16 protein-coding genes are annotated in these 21,397 nt (G+C 40.1%); 11 read left to right on the forward strand and 5 right to left on the reverse strand.

Annotation, left to right across the window (positions count from 1 at the left end):
• Positions 1–107 precede the first annotated feature (107 nt).
• The gene (locus ABMY35_RS08070; RefSeq protein WP_349285720.1) at positions 108–3,839 is read left to right on the forward strand and encodes an ATP-binding protein; all 3,732 of its coding nucleotides are present in this window, start codon (positions 108–110) and stop codon (positions 3,837–3,839) included.
• Positions 3,840–4,742, forward strand: coding sequence for a diguanylate cyclase (locus tag ABMY35_RS08075; protein WP_349285721.1), 903 nt, complete (start codon positions 3,840–3,842; stop codon positions 4,740–4,742).
• Positions 4,743–4,768: 26 nt separating this feature from the next.
• On the opposite strand, the gene ABMY35_RS08080 is transcribed toward ABMY35_RS08075, so the two are convergent.
• Together ABMY35_RS08080 and ABMY35_RS08085 are read right to left on the reverse strand one after the other, a co-directional pair.
• Positions 4,769–5,149: a DUF3192 domain-containing protein gene (locus tag ABMY35_RS08080; protein WP_349285722.1), complete on the reverse strand. Its 381-nt coding sequence runs from the start codon at positions 5,147–5,149 to the stop codon at positions 4,769–4,771.
• Between the two features lie 164 nt (positions 5,150–5,313).
• Positions 5,314–6,261 carry a D-2-hydroxyacid dehydrogenase gene (locus ABMY35_RS08085; RefSeq protein WP_349285723.1) on the reverse strand — a complete coding sequence of 316 codons (948 nt, stop codon included), beginning with the start codon at positions 6,259–6,261 and terminating at the stop codon, positions 5,314–5,316.
• A gap of 74 nt (positions 6,262–6,335) precedes the next feature.
• On the opposite strand from ABMY35_RS08085, the gene zntR reads away from it, so the two are divergent.
• The 4 genes from zntR (at position 6,336) to ABMY35_RS08105 (ending at position 9,745) form a co-directional block, all read left to right on the forward strand.
• Positions 6,336–6,749: a Zn(2+)-responsive transcriptional regulator gene (zntR, locus tag ABMY35_RS08090; protein WP_349285724.1), complete on the forward strand. Its 414-nt coding sequence runs from the start codon at positions 6,336–6,338 to the stop codon at positions 6,747–6,749.
• Positions 6,733–8,154, forward strand: a complete 1,422-nt coding sequence (locus ABMY35_RS08095) for an SO_0444 family Cu/Zn efflux transporter (protein WP_349285725.1) — start codon at positions 6,733–6,735, stop codon at positions 8,152–8,154. Before zntR ends, ABMY35_RS08095 begins: the two co-directional genes overlap by 17 nt.
• Before the next feature lie 83 nt (positions 8,155–8,237).
• Positions 8,238–9,350 (forward strand): 1-acyl-sn-glycerol-3-phosphate acyltransferase, encoded by a 1,113-nt coding sequence (locus tag ABMY35_RS08100; RefSeq protein WP_171040906.1) that lies wholly within the window; start codon positions 8,238–8,240, stop codon positions 9,348–9,350.
• A 152-nt stretch (positions 9,351–9,502) separates the two neighbouring features.
• Positions 9,503–9,745, forward strand: coding sequence for a DUF1289 domain-containing protein (locus tag ABMY35_RS08105; protein WP_349285726.1), 243 nt, complete (start codon positions 9,503–9,505; stop codon positions 9,743–9,745).
• Between the two features lie 12 nt (positions 9,746–9,757).
• Here the strand turns inward: ABMY35_RS08105 and ABMY35_RS08110 are convergent, their stop codons facing one another.
• Positions 9,758–10,417 (reverse strand): hypothetical protein, encoded by a 660-nt coding sequence (locus ABMY35_RS08110; protein WP_349285727.1) that lies wholly within the window; start codon positions 10,415–10,417, stop codon positions 9,758–9,760.
• A 139-nt stretch (positions 10,418–10,556) separates the two neighbouring features.
• Here ABMY35_RS08110 and ABMY35_RS08115 point away from each other — a divergent pair, with 139 nt between their 5' ends.
• Genes ABMY35_RS08115 through ABMY35_RS08125 form a run of 3 tightly spaced genes read left to right on the forward strand, consistent with a single transcriptional unit; the run spans position 10,557 to position 15,699 of the window.
• Positions 10,557–10,763, forward strand: a complete 207-nt coding sequence (locus ABMY35_RS08115; RefSeq protein ID WP_058030613.1) for a DUF3283 family protein — start codon at positions 10,557–10,559, stop codon at positions 10,761–10,763.
• Between the two features lie 5 nt (positions 10,764–10,768).
• The gene (locus ABMY35_RS08120; RefSeq protein ID WP_349285728.1) at positions 10,769–11,173 is read left to right on the forward strand and encodes a GNAT family N-acetyltransferase; all 405 of its coding nucleotides are present in this window, start codon (positions 10,769–10,771) and stop codon (positions 11,171–11,173) included.
• Between the two features lie 23 nt (positions 11,174–11,196).
• The gene (locus tag ABMY35_RS08125; protein ID WP_349285729.1) at positions 11,197–15,699 is read left to right on the forward strand and encodes an EAL domain-containing protein; all 4,503 of its coding nucleotides are present in this window, start codon (positions 11,197–11,199) and stop codon (positions 15,697–15,699) included.
• Between the two features lie 57 nt (positions 15,700–15,756).
• Here the strand turns inward: ABMY35_RS08125 and ABMY35_RS08130 are convergent, their stop codons facing one another.
• A complete protein-coding gene (locus ABMY35_RS08130) occupies positions 15,757–16,701 on the reverse strand; it encodes an ion transporter (RefSeq protein ID WP_349285730.1) in 945 nt (314 codons plus the stop codon).
• A 3-nt stretch (positions 16,702–16,704) separates the two neighbouring features.
• Positions 16,705–19,386 carry a bifunctional acetate--CoA ligase family protein/GNAT family N-acetyltransferase gene (locus ABMY35_RS08135; protein WP_349285731.1) on the reverse strand — a complete coding sequence of 894 codons (2,682 nt, stop codon included), beginning with the start codon at positions 19,384–19,386 and terminating at the stop codon, positions 16,705–16,707.
• A gap of 315 nt (positions 19,387–19,701) precedes the next feature.
• Here ABMY35_RS08135 and ABMY35_RS08140 point away from each other — a divergent pair, with 315 nt between their 5' ends.
• Together ABMY35_RS08140 and ABMY35_RS08145 are read left to right on the forward strand one after the other, a co-directional pair.
• Entirely contained in the window at positions 19,702–20,037 is a 336-nt protein-coding gene (locus ABMY35_RS08140; protein ID WP_349285732.1) for a hypothetical protein, read from the forward strand.
• A 75-nt stretch (positions 20,038–20,112) separates the two neighbouring features.
• A complete protein-coding gene (locus tag ABMY35_RS08145; RefSeq protein ID WP_349285733.1) occupies positions 20,113–20,631 on the forward strand; it encodes a hypothetical protein in 519 nt (172 codons plus the stop codon).
• Positions 20,632–21,397: the final 766 nt, after the last annotated feature.

A 21,397-nucleotide genomic window follows, 5' to 3' on the forward strand; every position in this document is an offset into this window, starting at 1 on the left:
AAGTTTGGCATGTATAAAATTGTAAATATATTAATGATAAAAAGTAACCATTAACTAAGATTGCTTGCTAGTATTAACTTAGATCATTACCCCAAAGGAATTTGTGCATGATGATGCACACGGAAGAACAACTAACCACATCACCGCTGCAATTTTATCGTCGTGCATTTTGGGTTGCGCTCGCGATTACGATTATGTTGGCTGCGACACTGACATTGCATTTGTATAACCTTAAACTGCAACAAGCATTTACTCAGTTTGAAACCCATTATGAACGGCTAAATAGCCAGTTAGATAAAACGCTGACAGCCGTTGATAATATCTTTCTGGCCGTTAATGTGAGCTTAGAGCAACCTCTTGGTTATGAGCTTTCTCAACCTAAAACCTCCCCCATTGTTCGCCATTCAAATTATTATTATCAATCTCTGGGTAAGCACTTTGGTGAGTTGGTCGGCTATGGTGACTTAACAGGTGTTGATTTATCGCATCCATATTGGCAAAAAGTGATGGCTTTGGGTGGGGTGTTTAATACTTCTTTGGCTTTGCTTGAACCACTTGAAGCAATTGCCTACGTCAGTGATAGTGGCCTAGTCTTTGTCAAAAGCAGGCATACTCAGAACAGTGAACTTTTGAGCAAAATTGTTTCAGGCAGCTTTAAAGTAAATACAGACCCTTCTAAATTCATGGTCAGCCAGCGATTGGAAGTGGCAGGTAAAAGTTATTTTGCGTTCTCTAATCAGCGTATTTCAAGTTCACGTGCTCATACGCTGATGATCTTTGATGCGAGTAAGTTCCAAGCATTGTTTTATGATAAATCACAACCAAAAGCTGAAGTCTATTTAAGTGATAAATTACATCGGAACTTAATTACAGATTTGTCATTGGGTAAGCCTGTTTATCCAGACCAAGGTGAAATTGCACCTTGGCATGACGGGGTTATATTTTATAAAAGTGAAGCATCGCGCCCGCTTGATATCGTTATGAGCGTGTCTGAGCAAGGCTTTGCTGAGTCTATTATTTATAGTCTAGGGCTAGAATTTAGTTTTATTTTATTATTTATTTTAGCAACTTACTTTCCCTTGCACTGGCTTTGTGAACAAATATTTGTAAGACCATTGAAGGAGCTTTTCTCATTTATTCAGCAGCCCGAAAATCACTCCAATACTTATATTGTGCCTAAGCTTTGGCTTTCTGAATTTAAACAAATTAAAACCATTCATCAACGTCGCGCTCAGTTATTTTCAAGGGTAAAAGAAGATCATCAAACGCTCACCGATCAACTTCAACAGAAGCAGCATTTTCTGGAGCTTGCAGGGCAAGATAAAGAGCGACAAAGTGCGGTGCTTAAGGGGGTGTTAGATGCGGTGCCAGATGCCATTTATTATAAAAATACTGACGGAGTATTGATTGGCTGTAATAGATCTTTCGAGCGCTTGCTCAAAACAAGTAAGCTAAACTTGCTCGGCAAAGACTTTAATGATTTTGCTGAACACTTCCTTGCAATAATGGATATTGAAGCAAAAGTTTCAGAGCAACATAAACCCTTATCTCAGCAAATGAGTGTCGAGCACAGTACTTACTTTGTTACGGTCGCGCCTTTTTTCAGTGAACAACTAGGTGTAATGGGGTGTGTCGGGGTTTTACGTGATATTACTGAGCACCAAAAAGCACTGCAATCTTTGCAAGTGTCTGAATCTAACTTTAAATCTGCTATTGAGTATGCACCTAACGGTATAGCGCTTGTAAAAGTAGATGGCACTGTAATGATGTTAAATAAAGCCGCTGAACGTTACTTAGGTTGTTGTAATAAACAAGGGCAGCACGTATCCACACTGTTTGGTTATGAGAATTATCAGCAAATTTCTCAGGTATTAGAGCATTTATCAAAGCACAAACAGTCTGTTGACCAACTGAGTTTGACACAATCTGGAAGCTATCCGTTTCTCGATTTGCGTGTGTCTTTGGTATGTGACAGTGAAGAAATGCCCAAGTATTTTGTGATCCATATTCAAGATATCACAGAAATTACCACGTCAAGGATGGAAGCCGAAAGAGCCACATTAGCCAAAAGTCGCTTTATTGCCAATTTAAGCCATGAGATTAGAACCCCCCTTAATGTCATTATTGGGCTGGTGGACATGGTAAAACGCGCTGTCACTGAGAAGCAGCAGCAAAGTCGCTTAGAAACTGTTACGCATGCCGCTGAAACCTTATTAGAGATGCTGAATGATATTTTGGATTTTGCCAAAGTTGAAAGTCACGAAGTGAGCATAAAAAATAACGATATTATTGTTAGTGAACTCTGTGAAAATCTTCAAGAGTTAATCGAACCGCTGGCAAACAAGAAAGGGCTAGCAGTTTCCTATATAGTTGATGAAAATGTATGGCCTTGTTTATATGGCGATAAACAAAAGCTTACGCAAATTCTGTTGAACTTATTGAATAATGCTGTGAAGTACACACAAAAAGGCACGGTAAGATTTGCTCTGAAGCTCACTTACTCTGATGCTGAGACACAAACCATTCAATTTTCAGTTAAAGACACAGGCATAGGCATTAAAGAAAGTGACCAAGTAAAACTATTCGATGCTTTCACTCAAGTTGATGATAGCCTGTCTAGAGAACACGAAGGAATAGGATTAGGGCTTGCCATAGTAAAACATGAAGTTGAGTTATTGGGGGGCGCAATCGCCTTACAAAGTCAGTTTGGTAAGGGCAGTGAATTTTACTTCTCACTCACTATGAATAAAAAGCTGTCCTCAGCTGCAAAAGTAGCTAAAAGGTGTGCATATTTTGGTGCTGCTGCCCCTAATTTACTTGAAGAGTTTGGTATATGCACAATACGAGAAGCGGATGTACTGCCAGACAAGTATCGTTACTTGATTGTTGAAAAAGGAAGTTTATCTAAGTTACCACTTACTCTTTTGAGCTCTATGGCAGGTCTTAGGCGCATCTATGTGAATCAAGCAGAGCCTAAAGTAAACGACGTAGACTTGGCAGACATATCTTTGCGCTGTGAAGAAGGAGCATTTATTCAATCGTGCTTATCAGATATATTTTTCAAATCTCAAGAAGTGGCAGTTTTACCAGAGTCTCTTGAACATGAAGCTAAAAATCCTAAACCTCAAAGCGGTTATCAAGGTTCATTATGTTATGTGGTCGATGACAATGACATAAACTTAGACATCGCTAAAAATTTATTGCGGCAATTGGGCGTCAGTGTTGTCGTCAGTCAAACGGCAAAAGATATTTGTGATGCGGTCGATAACCTAAGGCCAGATATTATTTTTATGGATATCCATATGCCTGAAATTGATGGCTTTCAAGCAGTTAAGCAACTCAGTGGTTGTCAGTATTTAAATGAGATCCCCATTATTGCCCTGACAGCAAATGCAGAAATATCTTCTCAACAAGAATATTTGCATTCTTCGATGCAGGGATATATTAATAAACCTGTAACCATTGAAGAGTTAGAGAAAATATTGGTTAAGTATGTAAAGCCACAACGTAAGTTTTTTGACGAAGCCTTTGCGCTTCAGCAAATGATGGGTGAAGTCACATTATTAGATAATATGATGGTAAAATTTCTTGAGATGTGCGAGAAATATATAACGCAATTAAAATCAAGTTTAGAGACTAAAGAAATGATTTTATTAGCGCATAGTATTAAAGGGGCATCAGCCGGATTAGGATTTGAACAATTAGCAGAAGCAGCGAAGCAGTTAGAAGCAGAGTTAAAACAACAAAAAAAAATAGTAAATCCTAAGTTAGTCTTTGAGCTTGAAACACAATTATTAAAAGTACAAGCGTTTCTGAAAAATAGAGCAAGTGGGTGTTAAATGGCAAAAATTGCGCATATTTTAATTGTAGATGACGACCCGCTTAATCGTGTCGTATTAGAGAACACCTTGTCAGATGAGTACAGTATCTCACTGTGTGCAAGCGGTGAAGAAGCGGTCAGTTTTCTAGAATCAAATACGGTAGATTTAATTATTTCAGACATTCGTATGCCAGGTATGAGTGGCTATGACTTGCTTGAAAAGCTAAAAGAAAAACAGAGCACTTATTCTATCCCATTCATTATTATCTCTGCGAGTAACAGTTACAACGATGAAGCTAAAGGGCTTGAAATGGGCGCTATGGACTACATCACAAAGCCGTTTAGTCCAGTCATTGTAAAAGCAAGGGTAAAGAATCACTTAGCAATAAAGCAAAAGAATGATTTACTCGAAAAGTTGGCTGCAATTGACGGCCTAACAGAGATCCCCAATCGTCGGTTATTAGACGAAACCTTAGCGAGTTATTGGCAGGATTGTTCACAAAGCCATGAGCCCTTTTCGTTATTCTTAGTTGATATAGATTATTTTAAAGAATTTAATGATACCTATGGTTATGCAGCGGGTGACGAGTGTTTAATAAAAGTCGCACAAGCTTTGAACGAAAGCAGCCGTAAACATAATGGTTTCGTTGCTCGATATGATGGAGTGCGATTTGCAGGGCTACAAAAGGGTAAAAATAAAGAGCAAATCTCACTGTTTGCAAAACATATGCATGATGTTATTGATGCGTTGAAAATCCCTCATAAAAGCTCGCCAATTTGCGCTCATGTCAGTATTAGTATTGGCATAGTACACATAGATAAGGATTTTAATGGCAGTGATCAAGATGTTTTAAAGATTGCTGATGACGCGCTTGTGAAGTCACATATGCAACAAGAAAGGGTCACAATATTAAGCCGTTAGAAGAGTTTAACGGCTTAATGAAATGCTTATAGAATTTGTAGTAGAGCTGATTGACCAAAACCAATTAGCTTTTCATCCTTAAACACCAGTGGCGTGCACTCGTCTTTTGTTACTTTGCCATCAGAATGTTTGCTGTTTGTTGCAATGTAAATCACTTTGAAAACGCCTTCATCTTTTTTCACTAACTCTGTAAAGTCAGGAGTTGGCAATTGACCCAGTACTTGGTTGTAGTCGGCACCTAAGTCTAGGCTCGCTATAGTTTTACGGTTTTCTTCTTGCTGATATTGCCAGCGATTACCATTGTGATTTGACGCCCAGCCTGGCTCAACGCCATCATCAGAAACAGCCACAATACAGCCTGAAAGTAATGGTGCACTTAGCGCAGCAACAAGTAATAATTTTTTCATTGTAGATTTCCTTAAAAAATTCGTTTCAGATAATTTGTTTTTATTAGAGCAATATTGTTGCCAACTTTAAAAGTCTTTATTTTACAATTGCCTGTTGTTTTTTATACAGATTTTGAAGTGTTGACCCTTCTAAATTTTAGGGTTATTCACCAAATTTTAGCGAATTACACAACAACATTACGGGCTCTGCCATTGTTAAAGTTAACAATATTATTTGCGATTTCTTTCACTAGTCGTTCAATAGATTCTTTTGCCGCCCAAGCTGTATGTGGGGTCAGTATTAAATTGTGACCTTGATAATTGGCAAGGGGATTGTTTGCTTGTGCAGGTTCAACAGATAATACATCAAAGCCAGCTCCTGCAATTCGGTTATTTGTCAGAATTTCAACTAAAGCTGATTCATCAACTATACCGCCTCTGGCTGTATTGATCACAAAGCTGGTAGGCTTAAGCAAACCTAAGGTCTTACTATTGAATAAATTTCGGGTCTCATCATTAAGCGGGCAATGAATAGATAACACATCGGCCATCTTTAACGCTTCGATGAACGCTGTTCGGCCAGGACGAATATCATTAGCGTTCGGTCTTTCAGCAATAATGACCTGTGCGCCAAATGCTTCAGCAACTTTGCCAACCGCTTGCCCTAAGCTACCATGGCCAAAAATCACAAAGTTTTTACCCGACAATTCAGTGATCGGATAATCAAGGCGACAAAACATATTACTTTGTTGCCAAAGACCATTCGCACAATCTTGCTGGTAGCGGTGAATATTAGTCATTAAGTTGCCAAGTAGAGTAAAAGTATGTTGCACGACTGATGAGGTTGAATAACCCGCGACGTTACAAACACGAATGCCCAATTCTTTAGCCGCATCAAGATCAATGTTATTCGTGCCAGTCGCAGCAACACAAATGAGTTTTAGATGAGGTAATTCAGCTAAGGTTGTAGCATCTAGCACCACTTTATTAGATATTACAATGTCTGCATCTTTGCAGTGAGTAAGTACCTGCTCTTTATTTGTGTGCTGATATGTGGCCAATTCACCAAGAGCTGACAAAGGTGTTAGATCAGTATTGGCGAGTGTGGCGGCATCAAGTAAGGCAATCTTCATAAATTTAATCTGCTCTGTTGACCTTGGAGTTTACTCAAAGGTTTATAATGTGCTTAATAAGTCGGGAGTGTAAGATGAAAATAGGCGAATTAGCAAAGCGTTTAGATATTAGTACGGATACTTTAAGGTATTATGAAAAGCATGGCCTACTGAGTTTTAGTGAACGCAGTGAGTCAGGTTATCGTATTTATGGTCCTAAACATGAAAAACAAATGCAGTTTATTTTAAGAGCAAAAGCAGTCGGGTTTAGCCTTAAAGAAATTCAAGAATTGTTAGCAATTAAGGTAGAAAAGCAACAACATAGCTGTGGTGAAGTGAAACAACTTACTTTGCAAAAAAGACAAATTGTTCGTGATAAGATAGCTGAATTACAACGTTTCGAAAAATCTCTATCATTGTTGGCAGATGCCTGTTGTGGCGGCCCTGAGCTTGCGACCGGCTGTTCAATTTTAACCACCTTGGAGGCAGCAGATGACATTGTTATCTAATTTCTGGTCTTTATTTTTAGTTTCAGCCCCTTGGTTAATGTTGGGGTTATTACTGGCAGGCCTTTTAAATATCTTCATACCTAAAAACTTTTTACAAAAGCACTTAGGTAAAGAAGGTGTGTGGACGACCATTAAAGCAGCCTTAATTGGCGCGCCAATGCCATTGTGTTCATGTGGTGTTATTCCTGCCGCAGTAGGACTTAGAAGGGCTGGCGGATCGAAAAGTGCCACCACGGCGTTTTTAGTGTCTACACCAGAAACTGGTGTAGATTCAGTATCAGTGTCTTATGTGTTACTTGGGCCATTTATGGCGATTATCAGGCCAATAGCCGCCGTGTCGAGCGCGATAGTGGCAGGTTTATTGGTTGGTAAAGAAGAAGCGTCAGAAACAAAAAACTTAGATAAAGGCAATCAAGCCACTGCATCTGAAAATTCAGTATCTATGAGTACAAGCTGTTGCGCTCCTAAGCTAGGGGATGTCGAGGATGACACTGATAAGCAGACAAGTTGCAGTAGTAAAAAAGCAGAAATAGTAACAAAGCCAAAAGCATCATGCTGCTTAATGTCATCTGATGAAGTGATACAAAAGAAAGAAGAGAAGCCCGCAACAACAAACTGTTGTGGTTCGAAGAAACTAGAAGAGCAATCAAGCTGTAGTAGTGAAAAAGCAGAAACAGTAGCTGATACAAAAACAGCTTGTTGCGCAACGTCATCTGAGCCTGTCATCGTAAATAACAGCGAAGCGTTACTTGAAAAAACGACAAGCTGTTGTGATACAGAGCCCCCAGCAAAGCCTACGAACAACGGATCATCGTGTTGCGACAGCAAAAAAGAAGACCATCAAGCAACGTCTTTCTTCTTCAAGTTAAAGCAAGCTGTGTATTTTAGTTGTAATAAGCTACTCAGTGACACCATGGGGTGGCTGATGATAGGACTGTTTTTCGCCGCGCTAGTGCAAACATATGTACCGACCTCATTCTTGAGTCAGTGGGGTGATGGCATATTGGCAATGGTCGTGGTGATTTTAGTGAGTATACCTATGTACATTTGTGCAACGGCCTCTACGCCAATTGCTGCAGGATTATTGATGGCTGGAGTATCACCGGGAGCCGTATTGGTGTTTATGTTGGCAGGACCCGCAACCAACATTGCTACTTTGGGTGTGGTTGCAACAGAGCTTGGTAAACGTGCCGTGAGCGCCTACTTAACAGGTGTGATTGGTGTGGCGATTGCTTTTGGTTTCTTAACTGATTATTTAGTCGAGCAGTTTGGCTTTGAAGTTAATCCAGCCCATGGCATGGAACATGAGCTAATGCCGAGTTGGTTAACCCAAGGTTTGGGGATTATATTGTTGATTTTAATGTTGCGATTAGTTTTGATATCGTTAAAACAGCGAATGAAATGATAGGCTTATCTGGTCGGAGTTGATAACCTTAGCATCCGACTGATTAGCAAGATAAAATACGACGTTTTTTTTACCCAGTAACAATGAGTAGTTTTGTGGATAAATACGCAGATATAAGACCTTACAATGATGAAGAAGTCCCAGCCGCGCTGTCTCGTCTTCTAGAAGACAATGACTTTATTGATGTAATTGCTAAGCATAATGCGCCGAGTTGGTTAAATAAATGGCCTTTCATTGCAAGACCTTTAGTGCGTAGTCAGCTACGAAAGAAGTGGGGCAATATCGCAACCGTTGAGCAAGTTCAACAAGAAGTAGCGGGTTACCTAGAACTCTTAATCAAGCGTACCACCAGTAAAGTAACTTTCTCTGGCTTAGAAAAGCTTGATAAGTCAACGCCGTATTTATTTATCTCAAACCACCGTGATATTGCTTTAGATCCAGCCATCATGAACTGGGGTTTACATTCTCATAATATGCAAACTGTGCGTATTGCGATTGGTGATAACTTACTTCAAGTACCGTATATCAACGAGCTCATGCGCTTGAACAAGAGTTTTATCGTTAAGCGCTCAGTGAAAGCCCCAAAAGAAATGCTTAAAGCATTGAGCCAGCTTTCTGCTTACATCTACGACTCTTTAGATACGGGTAATTCAATTTGGATTGCACAAAAAGAAGGCCGAGCCAAAGATGGCGTAGATCAAACTGATCCTGCGCTTTTAAAAATGCTGCAACTGCAAGGTCGTCGTTTGAAGCTGTCTTTTGAAGACTATGTAAAGCAGTTAAAAATCGTTCCTGTGTCGATCTCTTATCAATACGAGCCTTGTGCCGTTGCTAAGGCCAAAGAGCTGGTGCATAAAAAAGCCCATGGCGAGTATGTAAAAGCTGAAGGTGAAGACATAGAAAGTATCATTGAAGGTATGCGTTCAGATAAAGGCCATGTGCATGTTTCGTTTGGTACGCCAATTACAGAAGAGTGTGATACACCGGAAGCCCTGGCAGCAAGTATTGATAAACAAATTATCAGCCAGTATTACTTACACTCAACAAATTACATTGCAGGTGGTCAAGAAGAAACGGTGTCAGCAGAACTTAAGAGTGAGTTTCAAACTCGACTTGAGACTATTCCAAGCGAATTACACCAACAGATTTTGGCTATGTACGCAGAGCCTTTAAAGCGCAAAGGCGAATTTGTCTAAACGTTATTTGATTGACGGAAGGGAGCATTTGAGCTCCCTTTTTTATTACATGCTTAAAGCTCGAGCTCTGATTTTTCAATTTATATTGTTGACAACAGAGGGTTAAAAAATCTAAAAATAGATTAAATACCATACATTTTTAACTTTTGTTGATGGAACAAATCGAGATTTTTGAGATCCCCAGTCCATGTAAGGGGATCTGCCAGGTCAATAATCGTGGCTACTGTAAAGGTTGTTATCGCAGTAGAGAGGAGCGTTTTGCTTGGAATACATTGACCGATCAACAAAAAAGAAAAGTGATAGCCTTGTGCCAACAACGCTATAAACGCTATCTAGCCAGTAAGAAAAAATCATCTGATGATAAAAGCGACCAGCAAACTCCGTTTGATTTCTAAGCTCATTTTTGTTTATAAATTATGCTTACCCTTTAATTCGCGCATTTTACCTGATTGTTCAAACTGTAGCAGCGTTGCTGATAGTGCAGATACTAGGTGCTGATGCTTCTTATGGATGTAGTGGTATACATACTGTGAGTCTAGGGTTGTGAGCTTGATGCCAGAGTTTTGCAGTTTTTGCATATAAGGGTCTAAATAAAAACCGATGACAAGCGCTGCAGACACTTGTTTTTGCATCAATAAATTCAATAGTGTCGAAACACTTTTCACTTTATAAAGCTGACCCTTATATGTGTTAGACTCAAGATACTTGGCTGCTGCAGGATAAGTCGAATGAATAACCAATGAAGGCATATCAGACAAAGTACAGTCGTCACAAAAGCTGATTAAATTGAGTTTAAAATCTAATAATGGTGTATCAAGACGTAATAGATTCTGATAGATGTTACTTAAGCCTGATATTTTAGCTAATTGTCCGTCTAACACCCCTTCATTAGCGGCTACAAGCGCACTGTCTCGGTTAAAGTCTATTAGCTCTACTTCAATCCCTATCTCTTTATAGGCGAGTGATATCAGCTCCACAACATATCTTGATTGCGCAGTATCAGCAGGGCGATTAAAAGTAAGTTTATTTGTACTAGCTTGAATAAATGATGAAAAGAGTAACAGCAAAAATATACTTCTTTGTACCAAAAACAAATTCATTTCTTAAATATCTTAATTCACTGTTTTGTAAAATATAGCGAACTATAGCTAAAAATAGTATGGTACGCAGTCTGGATTATTATGTATTAAACTTAGTGAAACCGTTATGAGTTACAACTTGTGCAACCTGCCTAGACAAGAAAAATACCAAATTCAACTCGATTACGAAGCCTCATTTTGGGCTTATCAAATCAAACGTGGCAAGAATTCTCGTGAAACGATTTACGATACTATCAATAATCGCCCACTTTCGGAACAGCAAATCTTAAAGCAAAAGTTTGAATACTACCTCAGCATGATGCTGGCAGGTTAACCTCCATGAAGGTTGAGCGCTTAGAGCAAATCGCCACCCCTTTGGTGAATAAGTTTTATCAAGCTCATAATGTGCGCGGTCGTGCAAACAAGCAAGATGCAGTATGGGTAGTTAAGAGCCCAGTTATTATTGCGGCCTGTCGTATTCAAAATAGAGCGGGCGCGTTGTTTCTTTCGACTTTGTTTGTGGCTGAGGCGTATCGCGGTCAAGGTATTGCAAAACAAATCATACTTGAGGTGTTATCTCAGCAGACTCAGCCTATATTTACCTTTGCTTACGCTCATTTAGAAGCGTTTTACCGCGCTGTTCAATTTACCTGTGTCGAAGCCTTACCAGACGAGTTAGCGTGTATGTTCAACGCTTATCGACAGCAGGGCCGCAATATCATCGCCATGAAGTATCAGCCCTAGCGGCTATTAAGGAAGGAGATAACATGAGGCTAATAAGCATTGTCATTCTTTGGATATCACTGATATTCAGCATTGTCGTAAATGCGAGTGTTAGCCGCTTATCTCCTGCAGAAGGGTTATCACAAAGTTACGTGAATACCTTGTTACTTGATAGCCAAGGCTTTTTATGGCTTTCGACAGAAGCTGGCTTAAATCGATACGATGGCTATCGAGTACTCAATGTGTCAGGGCCTGAAGGGGTACTTGAAGAAGTTGTTCTAAATCGAATCTATCAAGACTCTCAAGAAAGGGTTTGGATAGCGACGCAAAATGCAGGCTTTTTCAGCTACGATGTGAAATCGGACAGTTATAGAAATTACTTTCCAGCCCCAAAAACGGAAGAAGAATATGTCAACTTTTCAATAAACCAAATTTTAGAAAAAGATGACAACCATGTTTGGTTAGGTCGTTTTGATAATGTGGCTTTAATGCAGGTTGATACGGGGGAAATTGTTGATCAGATCCCGTTGCCTGTACTAGAGCAGCGCACTTTTGTAAGGGCGTTGCTTAATTATGGCGATTTTCTCTTTATTGCGACCACAGATGGTGCGTTTGTATTCCAGCACTCTTCAAAACAACTTCAGAAAATAAAATATATTGACGAAGTGACACATGAATATCAGTCCAATACTAAGCGACTTTATCTGAAAGATAGCAACACCTTATTGTTGGGGGCGGTGAAAGGGTTATATGAAATAGATATTAGCGACCTTCAACAAAAATTTGCAAGCGGGTCATTTGATTGGCAATACAAAACATTGTTTGCTGATATTAATGTATGGGATATCGAGCCTCAAGACGATCATTTGCTCCTAGCTACAGATAAGGGGTTAATACATTTTTGGCCTGAAACAGGGCAAAGAGTTCGCGATCAAAGACTGCTAAACAGTGAGTTTACCCTTGCAGATAGCAGCATTATGGAAATAGTGCGAGATAATCACGATGGCTTATGGCTAGCGACGAAAAGTGATGGCGCGTTTTATCTTTCGGAGCAAGTTGACCGCTTTAAAAATGTCAGCAGTTTGAATACCCAAGGCTCAGGGTTTTCACATAATACTGTATGGCGAATGGTTGAGCTGGGTGGCTATATTTGGGCTGCAACAAACGACGGCCTCACCCGTTATGACCCTAAAAAAAATGAAACACAGATATTTTTAAAAGGGTATTTAGGTGAAGATGTTTATCCTGAGTTTTCAATATATACACTTCACTTGTATGAAGATAAGTTATGGCTAGAAACGAATCGCGGTTTCTTTGTTTATGATCCGGTAAAAGACGAAGCAACACAACTAACAGGGCGTGACGAAGAAGAAACCAAAATTTTGCAAGATAGGCTTTATGGCGTTTATGTATCTGAAGATGGATTTGTGTACTTTATTCATGCAGAGCATGGCTTTTTTAAGTACAGTATCAATGATAAAAAGCTGCACAAACTAGAAGGGGAATTTGAGCAGTTTGACCCGTTTTTATCTTTTTCATTTTTAAAGCCTTTACCAAGCCACCCAACGCATCCGCTGTTTTTTACTGGCGGGACTTTGTACCGCTTTGACCCTATTTTCAATAAGTTACATGTTATTTATGCTGTACCTGACGCACACCAAGATATCCCCATTATTGTGCAGTCTTACATGATAGATAAAAACAATATTCTGTGGCTGTCACTTTCGAATTACGGGTTAATCGGCCTTGACCCGCAAAGCTCTGAAAGAGTGCACACAATAGATTTAGAAGAAAATAACCTTGGCACCTTGATGTACGGGATGCAAGAAGATGATGAAGGCATGATCTGGATGTCTTCTCACAAAGGGATTTGGCGTTTAGACCCTGATAACCTTCACTTGCAGCAATTTACCACAGGAGATGGTTTACTCAGTAATGAATTTAATGGTGGTGCTGCGTTAAAGTTAGCAAACGGCAATATAGCCTATGGCTCGGTGAAAGGTTTCACCATGTTTGATCCAAAGGTCAATAGGCCCAAGAAAAACTTGTTAGACAGAGTGAATATTACCTCAGTAGAACTCATGTCTAGAAAGTTGACGCATAGTGGCTTAAAAGTCTTTGAGGAAATTGAATTAGCCCATGATGACATTGGCCTTGAAGTGTCTTTCTCCGCAATGAGCTTTATATACCAAGATCGCATCGTCTATGAATACCAAATTTCAGGTGGACAAAGAATTCTAACTAGAGGTAATAACCGGGTTGTATTTCCAAAGTTAAATCCGGGTAGCTACCAGTTGAAAGTGTGGGCGAAAGATCCACTTAACGGAGATTATACACCGCCGGCTTCGCTCGGCATCAAAGTGAATTATCCTATTTGGCGCTCGCCTTTGGCAATTGCAAGCTATGTGTTTATTATCAGCGTTTTATTTGCTTTATGGTTACGCCGAAAGCAACGTATTGAGCAAATTTTACTGGCGGCACATAAAGAGACGCAAAATAGTGAAATGCGTTTAAAGCTCGCACTTGAAAGTAGTGACTCAGGGGTCTGGGATTGGCAATTAGACCACCACTTAATCTATCAGCCTAGGCTCACTGCTGAGCTTGGTTACAATAATGATGCAGTGACGTTAGACGAGTATTTGCAAAAAATTCACCCATTCGAGCGTAATCTTTTCAGACTTGAATGGCTAGAATTTGTGACCACCAATAAAGGCTATTTTAATTGTACTTACCGTCTGCAGCACAAAGAGGGGCATTGGCGTTGGTATAAAGACTCGGGCAAAGTAATGGCTTGGACCAATGATGTGCCAGAGCGTGTAACGGGAACCTATACTAACTTAACCAGAGAAAAGATGTTCGCTGAGCGGGCAAGGTTGTTTGGTGCTGCCTTCGAGCAAGCCAGAGATTGGGTGTTTATTCTCGACAAGCAGTTGCGTATCAAAGCCTGTAATGCAGCCTTACAGCAAGCATTTAATATCGTTGAAGAACCCAAATCTAGTTCTGCGTTAAACTTAGGTCTGCCAATTGCAACGCGAATGCATTATCTGCGTAAAATAAGTCAGTTAAAAGTGTCAGAATATTTTGTTGGCGAAGAGCGAGTTGGTCTTGCCAATGGTAAGCAGTGTCATGTGCTTATTAAAGTGACTGCAGTATCTGATGGTAATGGTGAGCTGAGCAATTATGTGGTTGGGTTGACAGACATTAGTGCCCAAAAGGAGTCAGAACGCTCTTTGCAGCAACTTGAAAGTATCAATACAGTTACACAACTTGCAGGCAAAGCCCGTTTTATTGATTGGGTTGAGCATGCAATTAGTCAAAAAGAGATTAATCAGAGCCTAGCTGTGATGGCGATACGAGTCGACAGGCTCAAGCATTTCTATGATATTTATGGTAAGTCGTTCTTTGAAAGCCTTATCAAACATATTGCGAAACAATTGACACTCAGTCTTGGACAACAAGTGAATATCGCATTTGCGAATGGTCGTGAGTTTATGGTGTTGTTGGAGCGATTAACTGAGCCTGCTGAGGCAACCCAATGCATCACAAAAATAAAGAATCAATTTGAGCATGCACAATTAATTGATGGTCATAACATTCAGCTTATGCCGTTCATTGGTGTCGCGAGTTACCCAGAAGATGCGGATAACGCTGAAGAGCTATGTCAAAAGGCGCGTATGGCACTTAATCATGCAATGGATGAGAAAAGTAGAGACTATCAATTCTTTACGCGAGCCATGCAAACCCGTGCAGAGCGAATTTTTGCGATCGAGCAAAGCTTAATGGCTTCTCTGAAAGAAGGAAACTTCATAAATCAGTATCAGCCAATCTTGAATTACCAAACTCGGCAAGTAGAGGGGCTCGAAGTTTCATTAAAATGGCCATCATTAGATGATTACTCTCAAGACTATGTGAATGATGTGGCCAAGCAAATTGGTGCCAGTCATCGACTTTTATTACATGCCTTGAGTGCTGGCCTTATCGAGTTAAAACAATGGCACTTACATCACCCGAATCTTTATTTAGCAGTTAACTTAACGGCTGCAGATTTGGTGCAAAGTGACCTGTTAAGTCGCATTGCGAATGTTATCTCGCGCTGTAATATTGGCGCTGAACACGTGGTGATTGAGATCACTGAAGCACAGACAGTGGTGAATTCAGAGCAAACCCTAAATTTGATGACCCAACTCAAGTCGATTGGTTGCCAAATTCACATTAATGGCTTTGGTTCTGAGTTTGCATCATTGGCCTCAATACAAAGCCTGCCAGTCGATGCTTTCAAGATAGCGCCTGCGCTTATCAATCAAAAGAATGGCGATCAAGCGGTGATTGCTCACGCCGTTATTAGCGTTGCAAACTTACTTGAAAAGCGTTGTATCGCAGAAGGTGTATTGAACGCTGGGCAGATTAATAAACTCAGAGAAATAGGCTGTGATATTTTCCAAGGCCCAATTTATGGCGATGCCGTTACAGGTGATTATGTGGCAAACATGCTAGATAAAGCCTGGTATGTGTTTACACCAGAGGCTTCTTCAGAGGTAAAGGTTTAAGCCCGAAAGCAGTTTATCTAAAAATAGAGATTCTTTTGATTGTATATTGCTGTGGCCTTAAAGCTTGTGGCCACAGTGTCTGCAATATTGGCTATGCACGCGTTTATTGGTCATAACTTTAATTGCTTGATTAGCTTCTGCTGCGCTTAAGCCTAATTCGACTCTCAGAGCCTCAAGATGCGCGCGTTCTTCTTCGTCAACATGACCGTCTATTAAACTGTGTAACACCGCTTCATGAAAGACTTCGCGGCGCTTGCGTAATTGCTCTGCAAAACTCGATGCCAATAAACCGGTTGGTATGGCGACCATGCCCATACTTAACATGGTAATGACCCCCCCAAAAAAGCGTCCCACTGGTGTAATTGGCACCACATCACCGTAACCAACTGTGGTTAGGGTAGCCATTGCCCACCACATAGCATCAGGTATAGAGCCAAACTTATCGGGTTGAACATCGTGCTCAATAAGATAAATACCGCATGACGCCATGATCAGCACCACAGACATAATAAAAAAGGCCGCCATTAAACTGCTGGCTTCTTCTTTAAAAGCCGCCAGTAATAACTGCATGGCTTTAGAGTAACGGGTGAGTTTGAATATTCTCAGTAGTCGAACAACACGCAAGAAACGCAGGTCAAAGCTAAAGAACATCATCAGAATGGTTGGCGCGATGGCCAGTAAATCAATTATCGCAAGCGGCGTCAGTGCATATTTAAAACGCTTTTTAAGATTTGAATCTTTTACTTGTTTGTATTCGATTTTATCGACACAAGACCATAACCTTGCTAAGTACTCTATAGTAAATATGGCGACAGAGCCAATCTCTATAACAAGAAAAACTGTGTGATAAGTTTGGGCGAGTGAGGCCACAGACTCTAAAACAATGGCGATCACATTGACCATAATTAAGAAGATCAAAAATACATCGAGTATGTGACCTGCTTTTTGATGTCGGCCACTACTTTCAAGTAAGCTTGCGGCCTTTTGTCTGGTTGTTAGCATAATTTATTGTTGTGCTTCATCTAACTTCAAAACCATATTAATGGTTCCCTCTTCAAAGTCACGAGTTACTTTAAAGCCTAATCGCTTAGAAAGCTCAATCATGCCAGTATTTTCAGGTAAAGTTATCCCCTCAACAATACCCACACCTTGGCTTCGGCAATAATCTATGGCTGCATTCATAAGCAGTTTACCAAGTCCTAGGCCTTGGCTTCCTGAGCGAACGACAACTGCAAATTCCGCAGAAAGATTATCTGGGTCCATTAATACCCGAGATACTCCCAGCGTGCGATAAGCGCTTTTGTGCGGGGCAGAGACAATAAACGCCATTTCTCGGTCGTAATCAATCTGTGTCATTTTAGCTAATTGCTCATGATTGAACTCAGGCAGTTCACCAAAGAAGCGTTTGTATCTGTCTTCTTTAGTTAGCGACTGGTCAAACTCTTGATGGGCGCGCTCATCTTCAGGGCGAATTGGCCTTAAAGTAGCTTCTTGGCCGTCTTTTAAGGTCACCTTTTGCTCCCACTCTTTCGGGTAAGGTTTAATGGCTAAGCGTTTACGATTGGCTTTGGCCTGATATGGGCGAAGCTGAATCGCGGCGTCGAGCACTAAAAATTGCCCTTCACTGGCAAGCACAGGGTTTAGCTCTAAATTATAAATATCGGGTTGATCAACCAATAATTGTGAAATACGCGTCAGCAGGGCGCAAAGACGATATTTATCAACTTTATCGGGTAGGGTGCGCTCTTTGAGCACGCCTTTGTCTTGCGCTGCAGCGATTAAATATTTTGCCAAGTTCATATTAAGTGGAGGGAGGGCCACCGCTGCTTGAGAGAACTCAAGACCGGTACCTGCTTCACCTAATAATATGACAGGGCCAAAGCCAGGCTCGGTTTTGATGGCAATACGCAGCTCTTGTGCGCCCGCTCTTGGCGCCATACGCTGCAATGAAAAACCTTCAATAATGGCATCCGGGTAGGCTTCTTTAATACGTAGCAAGATAGCAAAGGCATTTTGCTCGACTTCATTGCCATCATTTAAATTCAGTACCACGCCACCCACTTCAGACTTTGAAGGAATAGACGGACTGATAAGCTTTAACGCCACAGGAAAACCAAGTCGTTCAGCTTGTTCTTTTGCTTCGCTTGGTGTGAGCGCAATTTCAGTTTGAATACATTCTATTGAATAGTGTGATAAAACTTTTCGGGCAAGGTGAGTTGATAAGTGGGTATGGCCTTCAGCTATAAACTCTGCAATTTCATGCTTTGCCGTTTGGCTATTGATTAATAGATCGCTACTGATCGACTCCGGCGTTTGCGTTAAATGCTTTTGGTTACGGCGATAGCTTACTAAGTGCATAAATGCGCCAACAGCGCCTTCGGGTGTGCGGTAGGTCGGAATTGAATGTTCGGCACACACATAGCGTGCTTCATAAGCCGCGTATTCACCCATAAAGACGGTCATGACATAAGGGCGAGCCATTTTTGGAATTTTTTCTAAGGCGTTGGCAATGATCTCTGCGTATTCTTCACTCGGTGCAAGCGCTGAAGGCGTGTGGATAATCAGTAAGTTTTTCACCTCAGGCGCTTTAAGCAATATTTCTAGCGCTTGTTGGTAGCGTTTTGGTGATGAGTCACCAAATAAATCGACGGGGTTATAGATTTTCTCAGCCTGAGGAATGACTTTATTTAATGCTTCACGAGTTTGGTCACTCAGCTCCGCCAGTTTTCCTGATCCTTGTAAAAGTGTATCAACGGCCATAATGCCCGGGCCGCCGCCATTGGTGAGAATGGTCAACTGTTCTACTTGTAACAGTTTAGGGTGAAGCGCCAAGGTCTGAGTGGCAGCAAAGAGCTCACGTAAATCATTTACCCTTAACATACCTGCACGTTGGAACATGGCATCGTACACCGCGTCGTCACTGCTTTGACCGCCAGTATGAATATATGCTGCTTCTGCGCCAGCGCGGGTGCGACCTGTTTTAATTACCAACACAGGTTTACTAAATGCAGCGGCTCGCGCGGCTGAAATAAAACGGCGAACGTCATCAATGTTATCGATATACAGTAATATCGCACGAGTTTTGGCATCTCGGCCTAAAAAGTCCAATAACTCGTCAAAGTCGATATCAATACAATCGCCGACAGAAATAAAGTATGAAAAGCCAATACGCTTATTCTGCGCCCAATCTAAAATGGTCGAGCACACTGCAGCCGATTGTGAAATAAACGCCAATTTACCGGGTTCTGCCACGGTATGAGAAAAGCTGGCATTTAAACCTAAGTGAGGAATGAGTAGGCCTAAACAGTTGGGTCCAAGTAGGGTGACGCCCGCTTCTTTTGCGATTTGTTTGAGGGAAGTCTTTTGCGCTTGGTTTGCACCCGAGGCAATAATAATCGCATGTTGACAGCCTAGTTCACCGAGTTCGATGATGATCTGCTCTAAGGTATTTTTGTTGGTACAGATAACAGCAAGATCAGGTGTTTGCGGCAGCGCTTTAATGTTGCTGTAGGCAAGCACACCATGCACCGCTTTATGCTTTGGAGAAACCGGCATGATCGGCCCTTTAAAGCCACCTTGAAGTAAGTTGCGCATAACCACAAAGCCTGCACGACCAGCATTATTTGACGCACCAATGACTGCAACTGACTTAGGATTAAAAAATTGGCTGATCCGCTTAACACTCATCTACTGTTCCTTACCAAACATTTTTTATAACTTTAACACGTAACAGGGCACAGAAAAGTTGATTTAAGTTAGCTTTGTCATTAAATAACTGACTTATTACCAAGGTCTGATATGAATGAAATAAGTAAGGTATGTCTAGTTTTATTTTATTTTAGGTTCTGAATAAAAAAATTCGTTTTTTGTTTATCACTATTGTTGTTATGTGGGTGTGGTTTTTTTAAAAAGCTGTTATATTACAGTGGACTATATTGCAAGGGTGTTGGCTTTTAAAAAACATCTTTGTTTTTGCTAATAACCATCAAATTAAGGAAAAGTATGTTTAAAGTTTTAGTTCTAATATTCGCTATATTTTTTGTTAACCAGTCTTTCGCTGATCAAGCTTCAGGAAAAGTTACGCAATTAAGATATGCAGTTCCTGATAATATTTACTTTAAGTTAGACTCTATGCCAGAAGGTGTAACAAAATGGTTTTATGTTCGTGTAGGTAGCGGTTTGAAAGCAGGGTGCGAGCTCAAAGGGCACAGTGAATCACTTCAAAGTGTCTACGCCATGTTGTTAACAGCTAAAGCATCGCAGCAACAAATAACCATCAGTTATTGCCAAGACACAAATAACTACGGTCTTGTTAATCAATATATTCAGTTAGATTAGAGACTAAAGTTAGTTACTCAGTTCTTATCTAGTTGTTTATTATAGATTGCTTTTTAAGCATAAAGACACTTTCAAATGAGTTCACTTAAAGTAGTAAAAAAGTATTCATTGTACTCTATATTTACCTCGTTAATCCTGCTTATGAATCTAGGTTGTACAAGTTTACAAAATGCGACAGTAATCAACTACAACATACCTAAGTCATCATATATTGGAAGAGGAACAAACGCTGGTCCTATTTTAGTTGGTGCACTTGGTGCTACAGGTTTAGCTTTGGGTATTGCAATCGATAAGGGTATAAGTAAAGAATTTGATAGTAAAATAACTGAATACCAAGGAAAGTATTTTCAACGAACAGCCAGTTTACTAGAACAGTTATTTGTTCGTGCAAAGCATATCAGTATTAAAAAGATAGATTTTACAGCTCTTGAAACAAACGATAATTTTGTTAATACAACTATATATATTGAAGTGCAAACGAATAAGCAAACCGAAATTATTAATATAGAACTGGGTGTCATCGATTTTGAGGATTTAAGATCGACAGATATTTTCTGGAAAAAGCTGACAAGCAAACTAAAAGTAGGATTATAAAATGAAAAGCTTTTTTATACTATAAGGGCTGCTATTTTCAGCTTCTATCAATGTAAACCAAAAAGAGCATACATTCACTGGTCAAATAACTGACATAAGAGTTGTTGACGATTGCGTGCTCTTTAAAATTGCCGAAAGCTTTAGAACATGCCTTTAAAAAAGAAGGCTGGTTTGGTTAGTCAATAACGCAAGCTAGACATCAATATTACCTGAATATGACTTTGTTCGCTAAAACTAAATTGTAATGTACCTTTTGATGCTATAGCAGTTGAAGCTTTATTTATTCCAGAAATAATCAATTTAGTAGTAGTTTTACTTTCTAACTGTCTGCTAGTTAATACTGATACTACTTGAACGGTAAATATAACGGTTCAAGTAAAATGGGGTAAAAATTACGATCATGTTGAAAAATACAGCTTGTAGGGTACAGCTCCCAAATGATTAAGATTATAAACCTAAGGCTTTAACCGCTTTTTATGCAGGGAAATATATTGGTCTGAGACAGACATTCATATTTCTAAAGACGACTGGCAACATTATTGAATTTGAAAAGGTTACTTATTAATTAAAAGGGAATAATATAAATATATAATTCAGGCTTAAGTTAGGTTAATAGCCTGTTTTTATTAACAAAGAGGCTTCCATAGTTAAGCCTCTTTCAATGTTTTCAAGTTACGCAAACAAAACACTTTACTCGTAAGGCTATGAATTTAATGGTTTTATCGCGTTCTAACGAAGTTCCCCCCGCCCGGTCTGCAGCGATAAT

This window comes from Pseudoalteromonas sp. BZB3, assembly GCF_040104455.1.
Taxonomy (GTDB): domain Bacteria; phylum Pseudomonadota; class Gammaproteobacteria; order Enterobacterales; family Alteromonadaceae; genus Pseudoalteromonas.

Coding starts and splice junctions, on each gene's coding strand:
- ABMY35_RS08070 (WP_349285720.1), top strand. CDS start 108: ATGATGATGCACACGGAAGAACAACTAACCACATCACCGCTGCAATTT.
- ABMY35_RS08075 (WP_349285721.1), top strand. CDS start 3,840: ATGGCAAAAATTGCGCATATTTTAATTGTAGATGACGACCCGCTTAAT.
- ABMY35_RS08080 (WP_349285722.1), bottom strand. CDS start 5,149: ATGAAAAAATTATTACTTGTTGCTGCGCTAAGTGCACCATTACTTTCA.
- ABMY35_RS08085 (WP_349285723.1), bottom strand. CDS start 6,261: ATGAAGATTGCCTTACTTGATGCCGCCACACTCGCCAATACTGATCTA.
- zntR (WP_349285724.1), top strand. CDS start 6,336: ATGAAAATAGGCGAATTAGCAAAGCGTTTAGATATTAGTACGGATACT.
- ABMY35_RS08095 (WP_349285725.1), top strand. CDS start 6,733: ATGACATTGTTATCTAATTTCTGGTCTTTATTTTTAGTTTCAGCCCCT.
- ABMY35_RS08100 (WP_171040906.1), top strand. CDS start 8,238: ATGAGTAGTTTTGTGGATAAATACGCAGATATAAGACCTTACAATGAT.
- ABMY35_RS08105 (WP_349285726.1), top strand. CDS start 9,503: ATGGAACAAATCGAGATTTTTGAGATCCCCAGTCCATGTAAGGGGATC.
- ABMY35_RS08115 (WP_058030613.1), top strand. CDS start 10,557: ATGAGTTACAACTTGTGCAACCTGCCTAGACAAGAAAAATACCAAATT.
- ABMY35_RS08120 (WP_349285728.1), top strand. CDS start 10,769: ATGAAGGTTGAGCGCTTAGAGCAAATCGCCACCCCTTTGGTGAATAAG.
- ABMY35_RS08125 (WP_349285729.1), top strand. CDS start 11,197: ATGAGGCTAATAAGCATTGTCATTCTTTGGATATCACTGATATTCAGC.
- ABMY35_RS08130 (WP_349285730.1), bottom strand. CDS start 16,701: ATGCTAACAACCAGACAAAAGGCCGCAAGCTTACTTGAAAGTAGTGGC.
- ABMY35_RS08135 (WP_349285731.1), bottom strand. CDS start 19,386: ATGAGTGTTAAGCGGATCAGCCAATTTTTTAATCCTAAGTCAGTTGCA.
- ABMY35_RS08140 (WP_349285732.1), top strand. CDS start 19,702: ATGTTTAAAGTTTTAGTTCTAATATTCGCTATATTTTTTGTTAACCAG.
- ABMY35_RS08145 (WP_349285733.1), top strand. CDS start 20,113: ATGAGTTCACTTAAAGTAGTAAAAAAGTATTCATTGTACTCTATATTT.